This is a genomic window from Paenarthrobacter sp. AT5 (genome assembly GCF_032764245.1).
Classification (GTDB): domain Bacteria; phylum Actinomycetota; class Actinomycetes; order Actinomycetales; family Micrococcaceae; genus Arthrobacter; species Arthrobacter ureafaciens.
Map to the genome: position 1 here is coordinate 2,329,389 of NZ_CP136441.1, position 18,572 is coordinate 2,347,960.

General features: G+C 63.7%; 16 protein-coding genes. 10 read left to right on the top strand and 6 right to left on the bottom strand.

Translation table 11 applies throughout. From position 1 onward, the window contains the following. Nucleotides 1-77: 77 nt before the first annotated feature. From uvrC to RI444_RS10670, 10 genes are all read left to right on the top strand, one after another. Complete coding sequence (gene uvrC / locus RI444_RS10625) at nt 78-2,090, top strand: excinuclease ABC subunit UvrC (RefSeq protein WP_207604777.1); 2,013 nt, start codon at nt 78-80, stop codon at nt 2,088-2,090. 111 nt (nt 2,091-2,201) lie between these two features. Then, nucleotides 2,202-3,125, top strand: coding sequence for an RNase adapter RapZ (gene rapZ, locus RI444_RS10630; RefSeq protein WP_021470404.1), 924 nt, complete (start codon nt 2,202-2,204; stop codon nt 3,123-3,125). Continuing rightward, entirely contained in the window at nt 3,125-4,141 is a 1,017-nt protein-coding gene (locus tag RI444_RS10635) for a uridine diphosphate-N-acetylglucosamine-binding protein YvcK (protein WP_062096843.1), read from the top strand. The genes rapZ and RI444_RS10635 overlap by 1 nt, the downstream gene beginning before the upstream one ends. A gap of 13 nt (nt 4,142-4,154) precedes the next feature. After that, the gene (gene whiA / locus RI444_RS10640) at nt 4,155-5,135 is read left to right on the top strand and encodes a DNA-binding protein WhiA (RefSeq protein WP_021470406.1); all 981 of its coding nucleotides are present in this window, start codon (nt 4,155-4,157) and stop codon (nt 5,133-5,135) included. Nucleotides 5,136-5,310: 175 nt separating this feature from the next. Continuing rightward, nucleotides 5,311-5,934, top strand: a complete 624-nt coding sequence (locus RI444_RS10645) for a superoxide dismutase (RefSeq protein WP_021470407.1) — start codon at nt 5,311-5,313, stop codon at nt 5,932-5,934. Between the two features lie 267 nt (nt 5,935-6,201). Then, on the top strand, nt 6,202-7,212 hold the full coding sequence (gene gap, locus RI444_RS10650) for a type I glyceraldehyde-3-phosphate dehydrogenase (protein ID WP_207604778.1): 1,011 nt from the start codon (nt 6,202-6,204) through the stop codon (nt 7,210-7,212). Nucleotides 7,213-7,221: 9 nt separating this feature from the next. Further along, the gene (locus tag RI444_RS10655) at nt 7,222-8,448 is read left to right on the top strand and encodes a phosphoglycerate kinase (RefSeq protein WP_062096845.1); all 1,227 of its coding nucleotides are present in this window, start codon (nt 7,222-7,224) and stop codon (nt 8,446-8,448) included. A 75-nt stretch (nt 8,449-8,523) separates the two neighbouring features. Then, the gene (gene tpiA / locus RI444_RS10660; RefSeq protein ID WP_207604779.1) at nt 8,524-9,339 is read left to right on the top strand and encodes a triose-phosphate isomerase; all 816 of its coding nucleotides are present in this window, start codon (nt 8,524-8,526) and stop codon (nt 9,337-9,339) included. A gap of 36 nt (nt 9,340-9,375) precedes the next feature. Next, a complete protein-coding gene (gene secG / locus RI444_RS10665; RefSeq protein ID WP_021470411.1) occupies nt 9,376-9,633 on the top strand; it encodes a preprotein translocase subunit SecG in 258 nt (85 codons plus the stop codon). 109 nt (nt 9,634-9,742) lie between these two features. Further along, nucleotides 9,743-10,138: an RNA polymerase-binding protein RbpA gene (locus RI444_RS10670; protein ID WP_079941385.1), complete on the top strand. Its 396-nt coding sequence runs from the start codon at nt 9,743-9,745 to the stop codon at nt 10,136-10,138. On the opposite strand, the gene pgl is transcribed toward RI444_RS10670, so the two are convergent. From pgl to tkt, 6 genes are read right to left on the bottom strand one after another with little or no spacing between them, the layout of a single operon-like run. After that, nucleotides 10,091-10,861, bottom strand: coding sequence for a 6-phosphogluconolactonase (pgl, locus tag RI444_RS10675; RefSeq protein ID WP_062099192.1), 771 nt, complete (start codon nt 10,859-10,861; stop codon nt 10,091-10,093). The genes RI444_RS10670 and pgl overlap by 48 nt on opposite strands. A gap of 37 nt (nt 10,862-10,898) precedes the next feature. Next, nucleotides 10,899-11,840 (bottom strand): glucose-6-phosphate dehydrogenase assembly protein OpcA, encoded by a 942-nt coding sequence (locus RI444_RS10680; protein WP_062096847.1) that lies wholly within the window; start codon nt 11,838-11,840, stop codon nt 10,899-10,901. Continuing rightward, nucleotides 11,837-13,393: a glucose-6-phosphate dehydrogenase gene (gene zwf, locus RI444_RS10685; protein WP_021470414.1), complete on the bottom strand. Its 1,557-nt coding sequence runs from the start codon at nt 13,391-13,393 to the stop codon at nt 11,837-11,839. Before zwf ends, RI444_RS10680 begins: the two co-directional genes overlap by 4 nt. 15 nt (nt 13,394-13,408) lie before the next feature. Next, nucleotides 13,409-15,040: a glucose-6-phosphate isomerase gene (locus RI444_RS10690; RefSeq protein ID WP_069694400.1), complete on the bottom strand. Its 1,632-nt coding sequence runs from the start codon at nt 15,038-15,040 to the stop codon at nt 13,409-13,411. 6 nt (nt 15,041-15,046) lie between these two features. Continuing rightward, the gene (gene tal / locus RI444_RS10695; RefSeq protein ID WP_062096849.1) at nt 15,047-16,165 is read right to left on the bottom strand and encodes a transaldolase; all 1,119 of its coding nucleotides are present in this window, start codon (nt 16,163-16,165) and stop codon (nt 15,047-15,049) included. A 31-nt stretch (nt 16,166-16,196) separates the two neighbouring features. After that, nucleotides 16,197-18,314, bottom strand: coding sequence for a transketolase (tkt, locus tag RI444_RS10700; protein WP_207605922.1), 2,118 nt, complete (start codon nt 18,312-18,314; stop codon nt 16,197-16,199). Between the last annotated feature and the right edge of the window lie 258 nt (nt 18,315-18,572).

Consider the following 18,572-nt stretch of genomic DNA (forward strand, 5'->3'; position numbering starts at 1 on the left):
GCGCCGCCCATCCTCTGCACTGACCATGCTGCACGGCGGCGGCGTATGCTGTCCGCCCCGATCACTAGACTTGAAACGTGGCACATCCAGCAAGTTACCGCCCTAAAACAGGCGAAATCCCCACCAACCCCGGCGTATACCGCTTCCGCGACCCGCACGGCCGCGTCATTTACGTGGGCAAGGCAAAGAACCTCCGTTCCAGGCTGAATTCGTATTTCGCCAATCCGGCGGGCCTGCTGCCCAAGACGCACGCCATGGTGCACGCCGCGAGCAGCGTCGAATGGACGGTGGTGGGCAGCGAGCTGGAGTCGCTGCAACTCGAGTACACGTGGATCAAAGAGTTCAAGCCGCGCTTCAACGTGGTGTTCCGGGACGACAAAACGTACCCGTACCTCGCAGTGACCATGGGGGAGAAGTACCCCAGGGTCCAGGTCATGCGTGGCGAGAGGAAAAAGGGAACACGCTACTTTGGCCCCTACACCGCAGGCGCCATCCGCGAGACCATGGACACCCTGCTCCGGGTCTTCCCGGTCCGCAGTTGCAGCGCAGGCGTTTTCAAACGCGCCCAGGCCAGCGGCAGGCCGTGCCTCCTGGGGTACATCGACAAATGTGCCGCGCCGTGCGTGGGCCGGGTGAGCCCGGAGGAACACCGGGGCCTGGCCGAGGACTTTTGCTCCTTCATGGGCGGGGAAGCCAAACGGTTCATCAACAAGCTCGAGAAGGACATGGCCGCCGCGGTTGCCGAACTCGACTATGAGAGGGCAGCGCGCCTCCGGGACGACATCATCGCCCTTCGCAAGGTCTTTGAACGCAACGCAGTGGTCCTGTCCGAAGACACGGACGCCGATGTCTTCGCCCTGCACGATGACGAACTCGAAGCGTCCGTCCAGGTCTTCCACGTGCGCGGCGGGCGGGTCCGCGGCCAGCGTGGCTGGGTGGTGGAGAAAGTGGAAGACGCCACCACTCCCGAGCTCATTGAGCACTTGCTCCAGCAGGTTTACGGCGAGGACAGCGAAGTCCAGGGCCGCATTCCGCGCGAGGTCCTGGTTCCTGAAATCCCGAGCAACCATGACGAACTTTCCGAATGGCTGGCCGGGCTGCGTGGCGCCAAGGTGGACATCCGGGTGCCGCAGCGGGGGGACAAGGCCGCCTTGATGTCCACCGTCAAGGAAAACGCGGAACAGGCCCTGAAGCTGCACAAGACCCGCCGGGCAGGGGACATCACGGTGCGTTCCCTCGCCCTGCAGGAACTCCAGGAAGCACTGGAACTGCCTGTTCCGCTGCTTCGGATCGAATGCTTCGACATCTCCCACGTCCAGGGCACCAATGTGGTTGCATCCATGGTGGTGGTCGAGGACGGCCTGCCCAAGAAGTCCGACTACCGCAAGTTCTCCATTACCGGAGCGGCTGCCGCGGACGACACCGCGGCAATGCACGACGTCCTCACCCGCAGGTTCAGGCACTATCTCAACGACAAGGCCGAGCAGGTGCCCGTGTCCGGTGAGATCGTCAACCCGCTCCAAAAGGCGGTGACGGGCGCTACCGAAGAGTCGCCGTCGGACCCGTCCCAACCGGAGCCGAAAGCCAAGTTCGCCTACCCGCCCAACCTGGTGGTGGTGGACGGCGGACAACCGCAGGTGAACGCCGCTGCGCGGGCCTTGGCCGAGCTGGGGATTGACGACGTCTACGTGGTGGGCTTGGCCAAAAGGCTTGAAGAGGTGTGGCTGCCGGAGAGTGATTTTCCGGTGATCCTTCCGCGCACGTCCCAAGGCCTCTACCTGCTGCAACGTATCCGCGATGAGGCACACCGCTTCGCCATCACGTTCCACCGGCAAAAGCGCGGCAAGGCCATGACGGTCTCGGCACTGGATGGTGTTCCCGGCCTGGGAGAAGCCAAGCGGAAGGCCCTCGTGGCGCATTTCGGGTCCTTGAAGAAGATCAAGGCCGCTTCCGTCGAAGAACTGACGTCGGCCAAGGGGATCGGGCCCGCCCTGGCTGCCGCTGTTGTCCGGCACCTCGGTTCCGCAGAGAATACAGAGGACGCCGCACCGGCCATCAACATGACCACCGGCGAAATCCTGGAATCTTAGTTAGGGTAAGAACTTGACCGGTGGCCGCGTTCGCGATGCCGCCGGCGCATATGCCTGCCTTCAACAGGCGCTTTGTGGGACACACCACTTTCAGGGAAACGGGGACGACGGATGGACGAGGCAACGGCAGGATCGGGCGCGGAACAGGACGGGATGACCCCCGTCAAGCCGCCGGAGGCCGAACTGCTGGTGGTGACGGGCATGTCCGGGGCAGGCCGAAGCACCGCGTCGGACGCGCTGGAGGACCACGGTTGGTATGTGGTGGACAACCTTCCCCCGCAGATGCTGGGCACGCTCGCCGAGATCGTTTCCCATGCCCCCAAATCGATCCCCAAACTGGCCGTCGTCGTTGATGTCCGGAGCAAGGACCTCTTCACGGACATCCAGACCGCCTTGGGTGCCCTGAGTGCCAGCGGCGTGACGTTCCGTGTCCTGTTCCTCGACGCCAGGGACGAAGTCCTGGTGCGCCGGTTCGAGCAGGGCCGCAGGCCGCATCCGCTGCAGGGCGGGGGACGCATCCTGGACGGCATCGGAGTGGAGCGTGAGGTCCTCCGGGAACTCAAGGAACACGCCGACATTGTCCTGGATACCAGCGATTACAACGTCCATGGCCTGGCTACGGCGATCACCGAACTGTTCAGCGACACCGGCCCGGTCACCCTCCGGCTGAACGTCATGAGCTTTGGCTTCAAGTACGGGCTTCCCGTGGATGCGAACTTCGTTGCCGATGCCCGCTTCATTCCTAACCCGCATTGGGTTCCGCAATTGCGCCCGCATACGGGATTGGACCAGGACGTCAGCGACTACGTGCTGGCAGCCGACGGTGTCCACGAGTTCGTCGACCGCTATGTCAGCGCCCTGGAGCCGGTACTTGACGGTTACCGCCAGGAGAACAAGCACTACGCCACGCTGGCCGTGGGCTGTACCGGCGGCAAGCACCGCTCGGTGGCTGTCGCCGTCGAGCTTTCCAAGCGGCTCGCGCAGTACCCGCGGGTGACCGTGACAACCACTCACCGAGACCTGGGTCGCGAGTAATGGGCGTCCTCACCGGTCCGCTGCCGCTGATCCCGCCCAAAGGCGTTCCCGGCAGCCAGCAGGACAAGACCCCCTCCGTCGTCGCCCTCGGTGGCGGCCATGGGCTGGCCGCTTCCCTGTCCGCCCTGCGCCTTCTGACCTCCGAGCTGACGGCGATCGTCACGGTAGCGGACGACGGCGGTTCTTCCGGGCGCCTGCGGGACGAGTACGGCGTCCTCCCGCCCGGGGACCTGCGGATGGCACTCAGTGCGCTCTGTGATGACACCGATTGGGGCCGCACCTGGCGCGATGTCATGCAGCACCGGTTCAACGCGGGAACCGCCAAAGGTGGTTCACTGGACAATCACGCCATGGGCAACCTGCTGATCGTGACGCTGTGGGAACTGCTGGGCGATACTGTGGCAGGCCTCAAGTGGGCCGGCGCGCTGCTGGGTGCCCGCGGACAGGTCCTGCCCATGTCCAGCGTGCCGCTGACCATCGAAGGGCAAGCCCGGGTGGAACTTCCCGGAGGCGGTCATGAGCTGCAGACGGTGCGCGGCCAGGCCAAATGCGCGGTAGCCGGAAAGCTCGAGGAGGTCCGGCTCCTTCCCGAGGACGCACCGGCCTGCACAGAAGCGCTGACCGCCATTGAGCTGGCCGACTGGGTCATCCTGGGCCCCGGCTCCTGGTACACCTCGGTACTGCCGCACCTCCTGTTGCCCGAACTTCGCCAGGCATTGGGGGAGACAACCGCAAAACGCTGCCTCACCATGAATCTCGACGTCGAGACCAAGGAAACCTCAGGCATGACCGCCGCCGACCATTTGGATGTCCTGCGGCGCTACGCCCCGGAATTCAGCGTGGACGTTGTGCTTGCCGACCCGGCCGCCGTACAGGACCTCAAAGCCTTCGAGAAGGCCGCCGGGATGATCGGGGCCGAAGTCGTCTTGGGTAGAGTAGGGGCGTCGAGACGCAGGCCCGTCCATGACCCACTGCTCCTGGCGGCGGCGTACCACGATATCTTTGGGAACAGTTAGGAATACATACGCGATGGCACTTACCGCGTCGGTCAAGGACGAACTGTCCCGGCTGGACATCAAGAAGTCCTCAGTCCGCAAGGCCGAAGTCTCGGCCATGCTCCGGTTTGCGGGCGGCCTGCACATTATTTCGGGCCGGATCGTCATCGAGGCCGAGGTGGACCTGGCTTCCACCGCCCGGCGGCTTCGGGCGGCCATTGCCGAGGTTTACGGCCACCAAAGCGAAATCATCGTCGTCTCCGGCGGTGGCCTCCGCCGCGGCAGCCGCTACGTCGTGCGCGTGGTCCGCGACGGCGAGGCGCTGGCCCGGCAAACCGGCCTCCTGGACGGCCGGGGCCGGCCTGTGCGGGGGCTGCCGTCGGTGGTCGTCAACGGTTCGGCGGCGGATGCGGAGGCCGTGTGGCGCGGGGCCTTCCTCGCCCACGGCTCGCTCACGGAACCGGGACGGTCCTCCTCCTTGGAGGTGACGTGCCCGGGTCCCGAGTCCGCATTGGCACTGGTCGGCGCAGCACGCCGCCTTGGCATCCAGGCCAAAGCACGCGAGGTACGGGGAGTTGACCGTGTGGTCATCCGCGACGGCGACACCATCGCCGCGTTGCTGACCCGGATGGGCGCCCACGATGCACTGATGGTGTGGGAAGAACGGCGCATGCGGAAGGAAGTGCGCGCCACGGCCAACAGGTTGGCCAACTTCGACGACGCCAACCTGCGCCGCTCCGCCCAAGCGGCCGTTGCTGCCGGCGCCAGGGTCGACAGGGCCTTGGAGATCCTCGGCGACGACGTTCCCGAGCACCTGAAATACGCGGGGGAGCTGCGGGTTGCCCACAAGCAGGCAAGCCTGGATGAGCTGGGCCGGCTTGCCGATCCGCCTATGACCAAAGACGCGATCGCCGGACGCATCCGGCGTCTGCTGGCCATGGCGGACAAACGCGCTCTCGACTTGGGCATCCCGGGTACAGAGGCAAATGTGACTCCGGAAATGATGGACGAATAGCCGCCGCCCATAGAATCGACAGGGTGCGGGGGAAATACTCCGGGGGCCAGTCGGGTTGTCGCCCGTAGACTCAACAGGAGGCTTCTCCGCCCAAGGGTTTCCGGCCGGTTCATCGGCCGGATGAACAGAACGAGAGTTACCAACCGGACTTCGGTCCACTACATTGGAGGATTTCGTGACAGAGTATGTCCTGCCCGAGCTCGGCTACGACTACGCAGCACTGGAGCCGCACATTTCGGCGAAGATCATGGAGCTGCACCACAGCAAGCACCATGCCGCCTACGTTGCCGGCGCCAACAACGCCCTCGCACAGCTGGCGGAAGCCCGCGAAAAGGGTGATTTCGCCAACATCAACCGCCTCTCCAAGGACCTGGCGTTCCACACCGGCGGCCACATCAACCACTCCGTGTTCTGGAACAACATCTCCCCGGACGGTGGCGACAAGCCCGAAGGCGAGCTCTCGGCAGCCATCGAGGATGCCTTTGGCTCGTTCGATGCCTTCCGCGCTCAGTTCACTGCTGCAGCACTTGCCCTGCAGGGGTCCGGCTGGGCCTTCCTTGCCTACGAGCCCATTGGCGGCAACCTCGTGATCGAACAGCTCTACGATCAGCAGGGCAACGTTGCCGTGGGCACCACCCCGCTGCTCATGCTCGACATGTGGGAGCACGCTTTCTACCTGGACTACGTCAACGTCAAGGCTGACTACGTGAAGGCTTTCTGGAACATCGTCAACTGGGCGGACGTAGCCAAGCGCTTCGAAGCAGCCCGCGCCAACGCCACGGGGCTCATCGTTCTCTAGTTGGTGAGGCCGCGTTCATTGAGGTGTAACAAAAGTCACATTTCAGTGAAATAGGCCCAAATGCTGAAATGCCTGCCTCCGCAGTTGCGGGGGCAGGCTCAGTTAAACGTAAGATGGATCACGGAAGGCGGTCAGCCTTCAGCAACGTGGCTGGTCGCCCTCCGATCTGATAATCACCTCTGCCCAATGACGTGCGGGGTCTGTTGGTTGGACCCAATTCCAACTCACGAGGCGTGCTTGCAAGAGCACCAAGGAGATTGACAAACAGTGACCACCCGTATTGGTATCAACGGCTTCGGCCGCATCGGCCGTAACTACTTCCGCGCCGCGCTGGCACAGGGCGCAGACCTTGAGATCGTGGCAGTCAACGATCTCACCAACCCTGAGACCCTGGCGCACCTCCTGAAGTACGACTCCGTCGGAGGCCGTCTGACCCAGTCCGTGGAAGTTGTGGACGGCAACATCGTCGTTGACGGCAAGTCCATCAAGGTTCTGGCAGAGCGTGATCCCGCCAACCTTCCCTGGGCCGACCTCGGCGTTGACATCGTCATCGAGTCCACAGGCTTCTTCACCGCAGCTTCGGCAGCGCAGAAGCACATCGACGCCGGCGTCAAGAAGGTTCTTATTTCGGCGCCTGCCAGCGACGAGGACATCACGATCGTCATGGGCGTGAACGACGACCTCTACGACCCCGCCGCACACAACATCATTTCCAACGCATCATGCACCACCAACTGCCTCGGCCCCTTGGCCAAGGTTGTCAACGACGCCTTCGGCATCGAGCGTGGCCTGATGACCACCGTGCACGCGTACACGGCAGACCAGAACCTTCAGGACGGCCCGCACAAGGACCTGCGTCGTGCACGTGCAGCTGCCATCAACATGGTGCCCACGTCCACCGGCGCTGCGAAGGCCATCGGCCTGGTGCTTCCCGAACTCAAGGGCAAGCTTGACGGCTACGCCATCCGCGTGCCCGTCCCCACCGGTTCGGCTACGGACCTGACTGTGACCGTGTCCCGCGAAGTGACGGTTGAGGAAGTCAACGCGGCTGTAAAGGCTGCTGCCGAGTCCGACCAGTGGGCCGGCATCCTCACCTACACAGACGCCCCGATTGTTTCCTCTGACATCGTGGGGGATCCGGCGTCGTCCATCTTTGACTCGGGCCTGACCAAGGTCATCGGCAACCAGGTCAAGGTTGTTTCCTGGTATGACAACGAATGGGGCTACTCCAACCGCCTCGTAGACCTCACGGAGCTCGTTGCATCCAAGCTGGGCTAGGGTAGACACATGACATCTCACACCCTCAACGAACTCATCGCTGAAGGTGTCCGCGGGCGGTACATTCTGGTTCGAAGTGACCTGAATGTGCCGCTCGACGGCTCTACAGTGACCGATGACGGCCGCATCAAGGCTTCCCTTCCGGTCCTTAAGAAGCTCTCGGACGCCGGTGCCCGCGTGCTCGTCACCGCCCACCTCGGACGCCCCAAGGGAACTCCCGAGGAAAAGTACTCCCTCAAGCCTGCTGCAGCCCGTCTTGCTGAGCTCGCCGACTTCAAGGTCCAGTTGGCCGAAGATACCGTCGGAGAGTCCGCCAAGGCCCTCGCTGCGGCGTTGCAGGATGGTGAAGTGCTCATCCTGGAGAACGTCCGTTTCGACGCACGCGAAACCAGCAAGGACGACGCCGAACGTGGCTCCTTTGCTGACGAGCTTGTAGCGCTGACCGGGGACAATGGAGCATTCGTGGATGACGCTTTCGGCGCCGTCCACCGCAAGCACGCCAGCGTCTACGACGTCGCTACCCGCTTGCCCGCTTACCTGGGCGACCTCGTCCACACCGAGGTTGAGGTCCTCCGGAAGCTCACCACGGACACGCAGCGGCCGTATGTGGTGGTGCTCGGCGGTTCCAAGGTCTCGGACAAGCTCGCGGTTATTGACAACCTCCTGGGCAAGGCGGACACCATCCTCGTTGGTGGCGGCATGCTGTTCACCTTCCTGGCAGCGGCCGGCCACAAGGTGGCGGGCAGCCTGCTGGAAGAGGACCAGATTCCCGTTGTGCAGGACTACCTCAAGCGCGCTGCCGACGCCGGTACGTCATTCGTCATCCCGACCGACGTCGTGGTCGCTTCCAAGTTCGCCGCAGACGCGGAGCACGAGGTAGTGAAGGCCGACGCCATTGAGGAAAGCTCTTTCGGCAAGAGCGGTATCGGCCTGGACATTGGTCCGGAATCAGCTTCCGCCTTTGCTGCCCAGATCGAGGGTGCCAAGACCGTTTTCTGGAACGGCCCCATGGGCGTTTTCGAGTTCGAGGCCTTCTCCGGCGGCACACGTGCCATCGCCCAGGCCCTGACGGACACCGTGGCTTTCACGGTGGTTGGCGGCGGCGATTCGGCTGCGGCCGTTCGTACCCTCGGGTTCGAGGACTCGCAGTTCGGCCACATCTCCACCGGCGGCGGTGCCAGCCTTGAGTACCTCGAGGGCAAGGAACTTCCGGGCCTCAGCGTCCTGGACCGCTAAATCAGCAATCCGGCCGGCGGGACGCCCCTGCGTTCCGCCGGCCGTTCACTTTTCACAAGCAATCTTGGAGTTCACGTGACTACTTCTGACAACGGCAACTTCGTCCGCAAACCCTTCATCGCCGGCAACTGGAAGATGAACATGGACCATGTCCAGGGCATCACCTTGTTGCAGAAGCTGGCGTGGACGCTTTCGGACGCCAAACATGACTACAACCGTGTTGAAGTTGCCGTCTTCCCTCCGTTCACAGACCTTCGCGGTGTGCAGACGCTCGTCCAGGGCGACGAACTGGACGTCGTCTACGGCGGCCAGGACCTTTCCCAGTTTGATTCCGGCGCGTACACGGGAGACATCTCCGGTCAATTCCTGAACAAACTGGGTTGCGCCTATGTCCTGGTTGGGCACAGCGAACGCCGCACCATCCACAACGAATCCGACGAGGTCCTGAACGCCAAGGTCAAGGCCGCGTTCCGCCACGAGGTCACCCCCGTCTTGTGCGTTGGTGAAGGCCTCGAGGTGCGCCAAGCGGGCACCCATGTGGACCACACGCTGGCCCAGCTGCGGGCCGGGGTCGAGGGCCTCACGGCAGAGCAGGCAGCTCAGCTTGTGGTTGCGTACGAGCCCGTGTGGGCCATCGGCACCGGCGAAGTGGCTGGCCCGGACGATGCACAGGAGATGTGCGCAGCCATCCGCGCTGAACTTGCGGAACTGTTCGACGCCGATGTGGCAGGGAAGACCCGGCTGCTCTATGGCGGATCGGTCAAGGCCAACAACGCTGCGGCCATCATGGCCGAGACCGACGTCGATGGCCTGCTTGTGGGTGGCGCCAGCCTTGACCCGGCCGAGTTTGCTAACATTGTCAGGTTCGAGAGCCACGTCGCCAACGGCTAGTCGGGCTCCCGTTTTCCGTTTCTTCGAAAGGCCGTCGTGGACGTTCTTCAAGTCATCCTGCAGATCCTGCTGGGCATCACCAGCCTCCTGCTGACCTTGCTCATCCTCCTGCACAAGGGCCGCGGTGGCGGCTTGTCGGATATGTTCGGCGGTGGCATGAGTTCCGGGCTGAGTTCGTCCGGCGTCGCTGAGCGGAACCTGAACAGGTTTACCATCATCCTGGGTGTTACGTGGGGTGTGGTGATCATCGGGCTGGGCCTGATCATGCGCTTCACCTCCGGTGGGGATTCCTAGCCTTCATCCGAAGGGTGCCGCCGTCCGCGCCCTGGCATTAGACTGAGCGTGTCGGCCTGAAAGGCCTACTGGCCTTTCAGGCCGATCACCGAGTCGCTAGGGGATCGAAATGGTTCATGGCACGCAAGGTTACCGGGGCACCCGGGTGGGCGTAGCCCAGGGGTCGCCTCCCAGAAATCACAGTGATCATAGTGATGGAGAACAACTGCCGCGTATTCGTGTTCCCTATTGGTGCGCCAAGGGACACGAGACGCGGCTTGTTTTTCTTAAGCTGCCCGAAGATCAGATACCAGTGAGCTGGGATTGCCCGAAGTGCGGGCTACCCGCCTCCAGGGATCCGCTGCACCCGGCTTCGGCACGTTCCGAGGACGAGATTTTCAAGTCGCACCTGGACTACGTTAAAGAAAGACGCTCCAGCCAAGACGCGGAAAAGGTCTTGGCAGGAGCGCTTGAACGCCTACGCGCCCGCGGGGTCCTTCCGGACCAGCTGCTGGGGGACGCGTGAAGCCGCATTCTCATCGATAAGCCACAGTGTCCTGGCTTGGCCCACGGGGCCTGCTGCGGGCACCTGTACTGGATTGGCACCGGCCAGGGCCAGGCCTACCGCGCCGGCCTTGTCCTCGCCCGCAACCACCATCCAGATTTCCTGGGCGGTGTTGATGGCGGGGAGCGTCAGCGAAATACGCGACGGCGGCGGCTTCGGCGAGTTCTCGACCCCCACTACCGTTCGGCTCTTCTCCCTGATTGCACCCTGTTCCGGGAAGAGGGAAGCCACATGCGCATCCGGACCGACACCCAGCAGCAAGACGTCGAAGCGGGGGAGTGCTGCGGGCTCTTCCGGACGATCATCTGACATGTCGGCTGCGTGCTCGGCTTCCGCTGCTTCCTTGAGCTTGGCTGCGTAATCCTGGGCAGCTTCGTCGGCAGTCGCAAAATCGTCAGACGAGCCAGGTTCGTGGACCCGGTTCGGATCTACGGGCAGATGTGCCAACAGAGCCTGGTAGGCCTGACGCGTGTTCCTGTCCTCGCTGTCGGCGGGCACAAAACGTTCATCCCCCCACCAGAAATTCACTCGGGACCAGTCGACTGCCGGAGCCGCGGCCGACTCCGCCACGGCCTTCAGCGTGCCGATACCGACGGTTCCGCCGGTGAGGACCACCGTAGCTTCGCCGTGCTTGTCCTGGACGTCCACAAGCTTGGTGATGAGGCGTGCCGCAATGGCTGCCATCAGAACCTTGGAGTCGGGGTGGATGCTAACTCTTGGCTCAGCGCGCACTGGTCTGGACTCTCCTTTGACTGGTAAGTGGAAGTCCCATCGTAATCACTTCTCCGAAGACTTCGTCGGGGTCGAGCCGGCGGAGTTCTTCTGCGAGGCAGTCCTTGAGGCTGCGGCGCGGAAGGGCAATGCGCTGGGCAGGCTGTCCCGGCTGGGTCAGTTCCGCCACGGACAGGCCCGGCCGGAACAACTGCACGTCGCCGCTGGCCCGCGTCAACCGCACCCGCCGAATGCCCGTTCCTGCGGGGTCGGCCACAATAGTGACCGGTGCCTGCAGCGCCAAGGTCAACCACGCCGCCAGCAGGAGCGTGCTGGGTGAATCCGACGCGCCTTCAACGGCGATGGCCGACACGGGATCGCTGTCCACCTGGTCCAGCACCGCAGCGAGTTGGATGCGCCAGTTGGTCAGTCGGGTCCAGGCGAGGTCGGTGTCGCCGGCCTTGTAGGTTCGGCGGATGTTCTCCAGGGCCTGGGCGGGGTCCGGTTCGTTTGCGGAGTCGGTGATCCGGCGGTGCGCGATCGCTCCGATGGAGGTCTCACACGCGCTTTCGGGTGCCCCGTTCGGCCACCAGGCCACGATCGGGGCGTCCGGGAGCAGCAGCGCAGCCACCAGGGACTCGCTTTCGTGGGCCATCTGACCGTACCCGCGCAGCACGATCACTTCCGAGGCGCCCGCGTCGCCACCGACACGGATCTGCGCGTCCAACCGGTCCGGGGCCTGCGCTCCGGCGTCGGCCAGCACGATGATCCGGCAGGGGTGCTCCCGGGAAGCTTCGTTCGCGGCCTCGATGGCTTCTTCTTCCTGCCCGGACTTGGTCACCACCACCAGCGTCAGCACCCGGCCCAGCGCGATCACCCCGCCCTGCTCACGCAACGAGGTGATCTTCTTGGAAATCTTCGAGGTGGTTGTATCGGGAAGATCTACGATCATGGCCTTCTCCAGGTTCGTCCGTCACGGGCCAGGAGCTCATCGGCCGAAGCCGGTCCCCAACTGCCCGGTGCGTAAGGTTGCGGTTGTTCGTCCAGCCCGGCCCAGTACTCCTCGAACGGGTCAAGGATCTTCCAGGACAACTCCACTTCCTGGTGCCGGGGGAACAACGGCGGCTCACCGAGCAGCACGTCCAGGATCAGCCGCTCATACGCCTCGGGGGACGACTCGGTGAAGGAATGCCCGTAGCCGAAGTCCATGGTCACGTCACGCACTTCCATCTGCGTGCCCGGGACCTTGGACCCGAAACGAATCGTGGCACCCTCATCAGGCTGGACCCGGATCACCACAGCGTTCTGCCCGAAGTCGTCCTCGGCGTGGTCACGGAAGAGCAGGTTCGGGGCGCGTTTGAAGACCACGGCGATCTCCGTCACGCGTCGGCCCAGGCGCTTGCCTGCGCGCAAGTAGAAAGGCACACCGGCCCACCGCCGCGTATTGATGTCCACCCGGATCGCGGCATACGTTTCGGTCTTGGAATCGGCGGGGATGCCGTCCTCATCCAGATAGCCCAGGACTTCCTCACCGCCCTGCCAACCACCGGTGAACTGTCCCCGCGCCGAATGCGTGGACAGGTCCTCGGGCAACTTCACCGCAGCGAGGACCTTTTCCTTCTCCGCCCGCAAATCATCGGCATTGAACGAGATAGGTTCTTCCATCGCAGTCAAGGCCAGGAGCTGAAGGAGGTGGTTCTGGATCACGTCACGGGCCGCGCCCACACCGTCGTAATAGCCTGCACGGCCGCCGGTGCCGATGTCCTCGGCCATGGTGATCTGCACGTGGTCAACGTAGTTCGCGTTCCACAACGGCTCGAACAACTGGTTCGCAAAACGCAACGCCAGGATGTTCTGGACTGTTTCCTTGCCCAGGTAGTGATCGATCCGGAACACCGCATCCGGCGGGAACACCGACTCCACAATGTCATTGAGCGCCCGCGCCGATTCGAGGTCATGACCGAACGGCTTCTCGATGACCACACGCCTCCACTGCCCGGGCCTGGCCTGCGCCAACCCGTGCTTGGACAGCTGCCGGCAGACCTGCTCGAAGGCCTTCGGCGGGATCGAGAGATAGAAGCCATGGTTGCCGCGGGTACCACGGGTCTGGTCAAGCTCGTCCAGGACATCCCCGAGGCGCTCGAACGCGTCGTCGTCGTCGAACTCACCCTTGACGAAACGGATACCGGAAGCAAGCTGTTCCCACACCGCCTCGTCAAACTTCGTCCGCGCGTGGGCCCTCACGTTTTCCTTCACCTCGGCCGCGAAGTCAGCATCATCCCAATCCCGACGGCCGAAACCCACCAGCGCAAAACTCGGAGGCAACAACCCACGGTTGGCCAAGTCATAGACGGCCGGCATCAATTTCTTCCGGGCCAAGTCACCGGTAACCCCGAAGAACACCAACGACGACGGCCCGGCAATGCGGTTCAGGCGGCGGTCCCGCGGATCACGCAACGGATTGCGCAGGCCGGCGTTCTTCCTGCCGTTTTCAGTTTCTGGCATGTTTGCTTTTGTGCCTTAGCTTTCGAGTGCGCTGGCCTGGCCGGCCAAAGCAGCGACGACGTCCTGGAGTTGTGCCACGCCTGCTGCACGCTCTGTGAGGTGCAAGCGAAGGACGGGCCGGCCGTGTCCTTCGAGGACCTGGGCATCGCCCGATGCCTGGGCGGAGATAAGTTCCCCGAAGGTAAACGGGCGCTCAGGAATCTCAAGATCAGTGGAGGATGCCGCAGTGACCTGCAGGAACACACCGATCGCGGGGCCGCCCTTGTGGAACTGGCCGGTGGAGTGCAGGAACCTGGGTCCCCACCCAAAGGTCACCGGACGTCCGCTCACAGCGGCAAGCTCCTCACGGATGCCTTCGAGGGGCGCGTGGCTGATGCGGTCAAGGTAGGCCTGAACGCTCAGGTACCCATCAGGTCCCAGCTGGTTCAGCAGCGCCTGCACGGCCTCGCTGACGGTAGCCGCCTGGCCCAACCACTCACCGCCGCGGACCTCAACGGCACCATCGGTGAAAGCAGCCGGCGTCGGCTCCGGGCGGGCGTCCAGCAAGCCGCGGGCAGCCACCTTGGCTGCTTCGACGTCGGGCTGGTCAAACGGGTTGATGCCCAAAAGGCGGCCGGCGACGGCGGTGGCAAATTCCCAAACAAACATCTGGGTCGCCAGGCCGCCGGCAATGGCGACCTCGTTCTCACGCAGTTCAACATCGGCATCGGCATCCACAAGCCTGACGACCAGGACGTCCTCAGCGCCACCCCGGGCTTCCGGGGAGTCCGAACCCGCCACTACGGGAAGTACGCCGGTGCCGAGCTTGCCGGTTGATTCGGCGATAAGCTGCTCTGCCCAGTCCGCGAAACCGACAATGCCGGAGCCGTCCTCAGCAATGACAATCTTGTTGCGCAGGGGAGTGGTTCCACCCAGAGCGACGCCCAGGGACAGGCCGATGTTGTCCGCGGAGTCCTCGTTGAGCACTTCAGCGGCTTCTTCGGCTTCGTCGAGGAAGGCCTGGATGTCGACGCCGGCGAGGCCGCAGGGCACGAGGCCGAAGGCCGTCAGGGCCGAGAAACGTCCGCCAACGTTCGGATCCGCGTTGAACACCGCACGGTAACCCGCCTCCCGCGAGGCCTTGTCCAAGGGTGAACCGGGGTCCGTCACAATGATGATCCGGCTCTTGGCGTCCAGGCCGGCGTCGTTGAACGCCTTTTCGAAGACCCGTCGCTGGGAATCGGTCTCAACAGTGGAACCGGACTTGGAAGAAACGACGATCGCCGTTTCCGCCAACCGGTCTGTAAGGGCAGCACCAACCTGCTCGGGGTCGGTGCTGTCGAGAACAGTCAGCTCGACGCCAGCGGTGCCGGCAATGACCTCCGGCGCCAGAGAGGAACCGCCCATGCCGCAAAGGACAATATGGGAGACGCCTTCGGCGCGGAGGGCATCACGCAGTTCCAGGATCTGGCCTACCAGGGGCTGGGATACGGCCGGAGCCTCAACCCATCCCAGGCGGATGGCCGACTCCGACTCCGCGTCCGGGCCCCACAACGTGTGGTCCTTCGCGAAAATCCGCGTGGCAATCCGGTCTTCGACCAGGCTGTCAATGTGCTTGGCGATTGCCTGCTGTGCGGCACCGCTGGCGTCAAAGCTGATTGTGCTCATTGTTGGTTAGGAAGCCTTCCGTGCAGTTGCAAGTGCGCCTTCGACGTCGGCCAGCAGTTCCTTCCAGCTGGCCACGAACTTATCCAGACCTTCGGACTCAAGGAGGGCCACGACGTCGTTGTAGGAAACGCCGAGCTTCTCGAGGGCATCAAGGGTGCTGTTGGCCTCTTCGTAGGTACCGGTCACGGTGTCCCCGGTAACCACGCCGTGGTCGAAGGTTGCGTCGAGGGTCTTCTCCGGCATGGTGTTGACGACCCCGGGGGCAACAAGCTCGGTGACGTAGAGGGTATCCGGGTAGGCCGGATCCTTGACGCCTGTGGAGGCCCACAGCGGACGCTGGGGAAGGGCTCCGGCCTCGGCCAGAACTGCCCAGCGTTCGGTGGAGAACAGCTCTTCGTAGACCTGGTAGGCAAGACGGGCGTTGGCCACGCCGGCCTTGCCCTTGAGTGCCTTGGCCTCTTCGGTGCCGATGGCGTCCAGGCGCTTGTCGATCTCGGTGTCCACGCGGGAGACGAAGAAGGATGCCACCGAGTGGATCTTGGAGAGGTCGTGTCCGTTTTCCTTCGCCTGCTCCAAGCCGGACTGGAAAGCGTTGATGACGGCCCGGTAACGCTCCAGGGAGAAGATCAGGGTCACGTTGACGCTGATGCCCTCGGCCAGGACGGCCGTGATGGCCTCGAGGCCCTCGAGCGTGGCGGGGATTTTGATGTGGACGTTGTCCTTATTCACCGTGGCGTACAGCTGCTTCGCTTCGGCGATCGTGCCTTCCGTGTCCCAAGCGAGGCGGGGGTCCACCTCGATGGAAACGCGGCCGTCGACACCGTTGGTGGCGGCAGCGACAGGTGCGAAGAGGTCGCAGGCGTCGGCGACGTCGGTGGTGGTGATGGCGAAGATTGTTTCTTCAACGCTGGCACCCTCTGCAGCCTTCGCTGCGATGGTCGCATCGTAGTCCGTGCCGGCGGTGATCGCGGCATGGAAGATGGACGGGTTGGTGGTTACGCCAACGACGTTCTTCTCGTCGATGAGCTTCTGCAGCGTGCCAGTGTCCAGGCGGGTGCGGGAGAGGTCATCGAGCCAGATGGAAACGCCGGCGTCGGAGAGTTGCTGCGTGGGAGTGCTGGTCATGTCTTTTATCTCCTTCGAAGTTCGCAGTCAGTTATGCGTTGACGGCTGCGAGCGAGTCTTTGGCAGCGGCTGCAACGGCTTCGGCGGTGATGCCGAACTCCGTGAAGAGCCGCTTGTAGTCGGCGGAGGCGCCGAAGTGCTCAAGGCTGATGGAACGGCCGGCGTCCCCAACGAATTCGCGCCATCCCTGGGCAAGGCCGGCTTCGACGGAAACGCGTGCCTTCACGTCGGACGGAAGGACGGACTCGCGGTATGCCTCGTCCTGCTTGTTGAACCACTCAACGCACGGCATGGAGACAACGCGGGTGGCGATGCCTTCGGACTGGAGGGCTTCGCGGGCTGCGACGGCGAGCTGGACCTCGGAACCGGTGCCGATCAGGATCACCTGGGCGTCAACCGTTTCGCCGCCCTTGGAGGCTTCGGCCAGGACGTAGCCGCCCTTTGCCACGCCGGCGGTGGACGCGAACGTGTCACCGCTGGCTTCACCTTCACCACGTGCGTACGTGGGGATGTTCTGGCGGGTCAGGACGATGCCTGCCGGGTTCTCGTGGTTCTCGAGCATGACCTTCCAGGCTGCGGCAACCTCGTTGGCGTCGCCCGGGCGGACAACATCCAGGCCCGGGATGGCGCGCAGCGAAGCGAGCTGCTCCACAGGCTGGTGGGTGGGGCCGTCTTCGCCCAGGCCGATGGAGTCGTGCGTCCACACGTACAGCGAGGGAACACCCATCAGCGCGCCGAGGCGGATGGCCGGGCGCTGGTAGTCGGAGAAGATCAGGAACGTGCCGGAGAACGCACGGGTGCGGCCATGCAGGGCGATGCCGTTCACAATCGAGGCAGCAGCGTGCTCGCGGATACCGAAGTGCAGCACACGGCCGTAGGGGTTGCCCTTCCAGGCGTCGGTGGAACGCGAGGTGGGGATGAACGACGGCGAGCCCTCGATCGTGGTGTTGTTGGACTCGGCGAGGTCGGCAGAACCGCCCCAGAGTTCCGGGAGGACCGGGCCGATCGCGTTCAGGACCTTGCCCGAAGCTGCACGGGTGGAAACGTCCTTGCCCGCCTCGAACACCGGCAGGGCTGCGTCGATGCCCACGGGCAGCTTCTTTGCCTCGATGCGCTCCAGAAGTGCGGCACCATCCGGGTTGGACGCCTGCCATGCCTCGAACTTGCTCTGCCAGGCAGCGCGCTCTTCGGAACCACGCTCAACAACCTTGCGGGCGTGGGCGAGAACCTCTTCATCGACCTCGAAGGACTTCGCAGGATCAAAGCCAAGAACGGTCTTAAGAGCGGCAACCTCTTCGGCACCGAGGGCCGAACCGTGGATCTTGCCGGTGTTCTGCTTCTTCGGGGCCGGGTAACCGATGATGGTGCGCAGCGAGATGATGGACGGCTTGGTGGTCTCTGCCTTGGCCTTCAGCAGGGCCGAGTAGAGTTCCTGGACATCTTCGACGTACTGGCCGGTCTTGGTCCAGTCCACGCGCTGGGTGTGCCAGCCGTAAGCTTCGTAACGCTTCAGAACGTCCTCGGTGAACGCAACGTCGGTGTCGTCTTCGATCGAGATGTGGTTCTCGTCGTAGATCACTACGAGGTTGCCCAGTTCCTGGTGGCCGGCCAGCGAGGAAGCCTCGGAGGTCACGCCTTCCTGCAGGTCGCCGTCGGAAGCGATGACCCAGATGGTGTGGTCGAACGGCGACTCGCCGGCGGGAGCATCGGCGTCGAACAGGCCGCGCTGGCGGCGCTGGGAGTAAGCGAACCCGACCGAGGACGCGAGGCCCTGGCCCAGCGGGCCGGTGGTGATTTCCACGCCTGCGGTGTGCTTGTACTCGGGGTGGCCCGGGGTCAGGGAGCCCCAGGTACGCAACGCCTCAAGGTCCTTCAGTTCCAGGCCGTAACCCGAGAGGAACAACTGGATGTAGAGCGTCAGCGAAGTGTGGCCGGGGGAGAGGATGAACCGGTCGCGGCCAATCCACTCAGGGTTCTTGGGGTCGTGGCGCATCAGCTTCTGGAAAAGCAGGTAAGCCGCGGGCGCCAGGCTCATGGCCGTACCCGGGTGGCCGTTCCCGACCTTCTCCACAGCGTCGGCAGCCAACACGCGAACGGTGTCAACAGCCTTCTGGTCCAGATCGGTCCAGGACAGTTCTTGCTCTTCCAAATGTGGCACGAAAACCGAGCCCCTCTCTGTGCTGACGGCGGGATAGCGGATACACGACCGCGCAGGAAGCTCAGATGGCGCCCGCTGCAATGTGTCTACCAGCCGTTCACCATTGAAACGTTGATCTTTCTTCCAGACACACGGACAGTCCGAGAATACGGTTTCCCGGAAGATCGACGCGCGCTGATCTGCTTCACAGCTTAGCCCTAAATGTGGTCCAAAGCTCAGGAAATCCCACTAACTGGACAGAAAAACAGC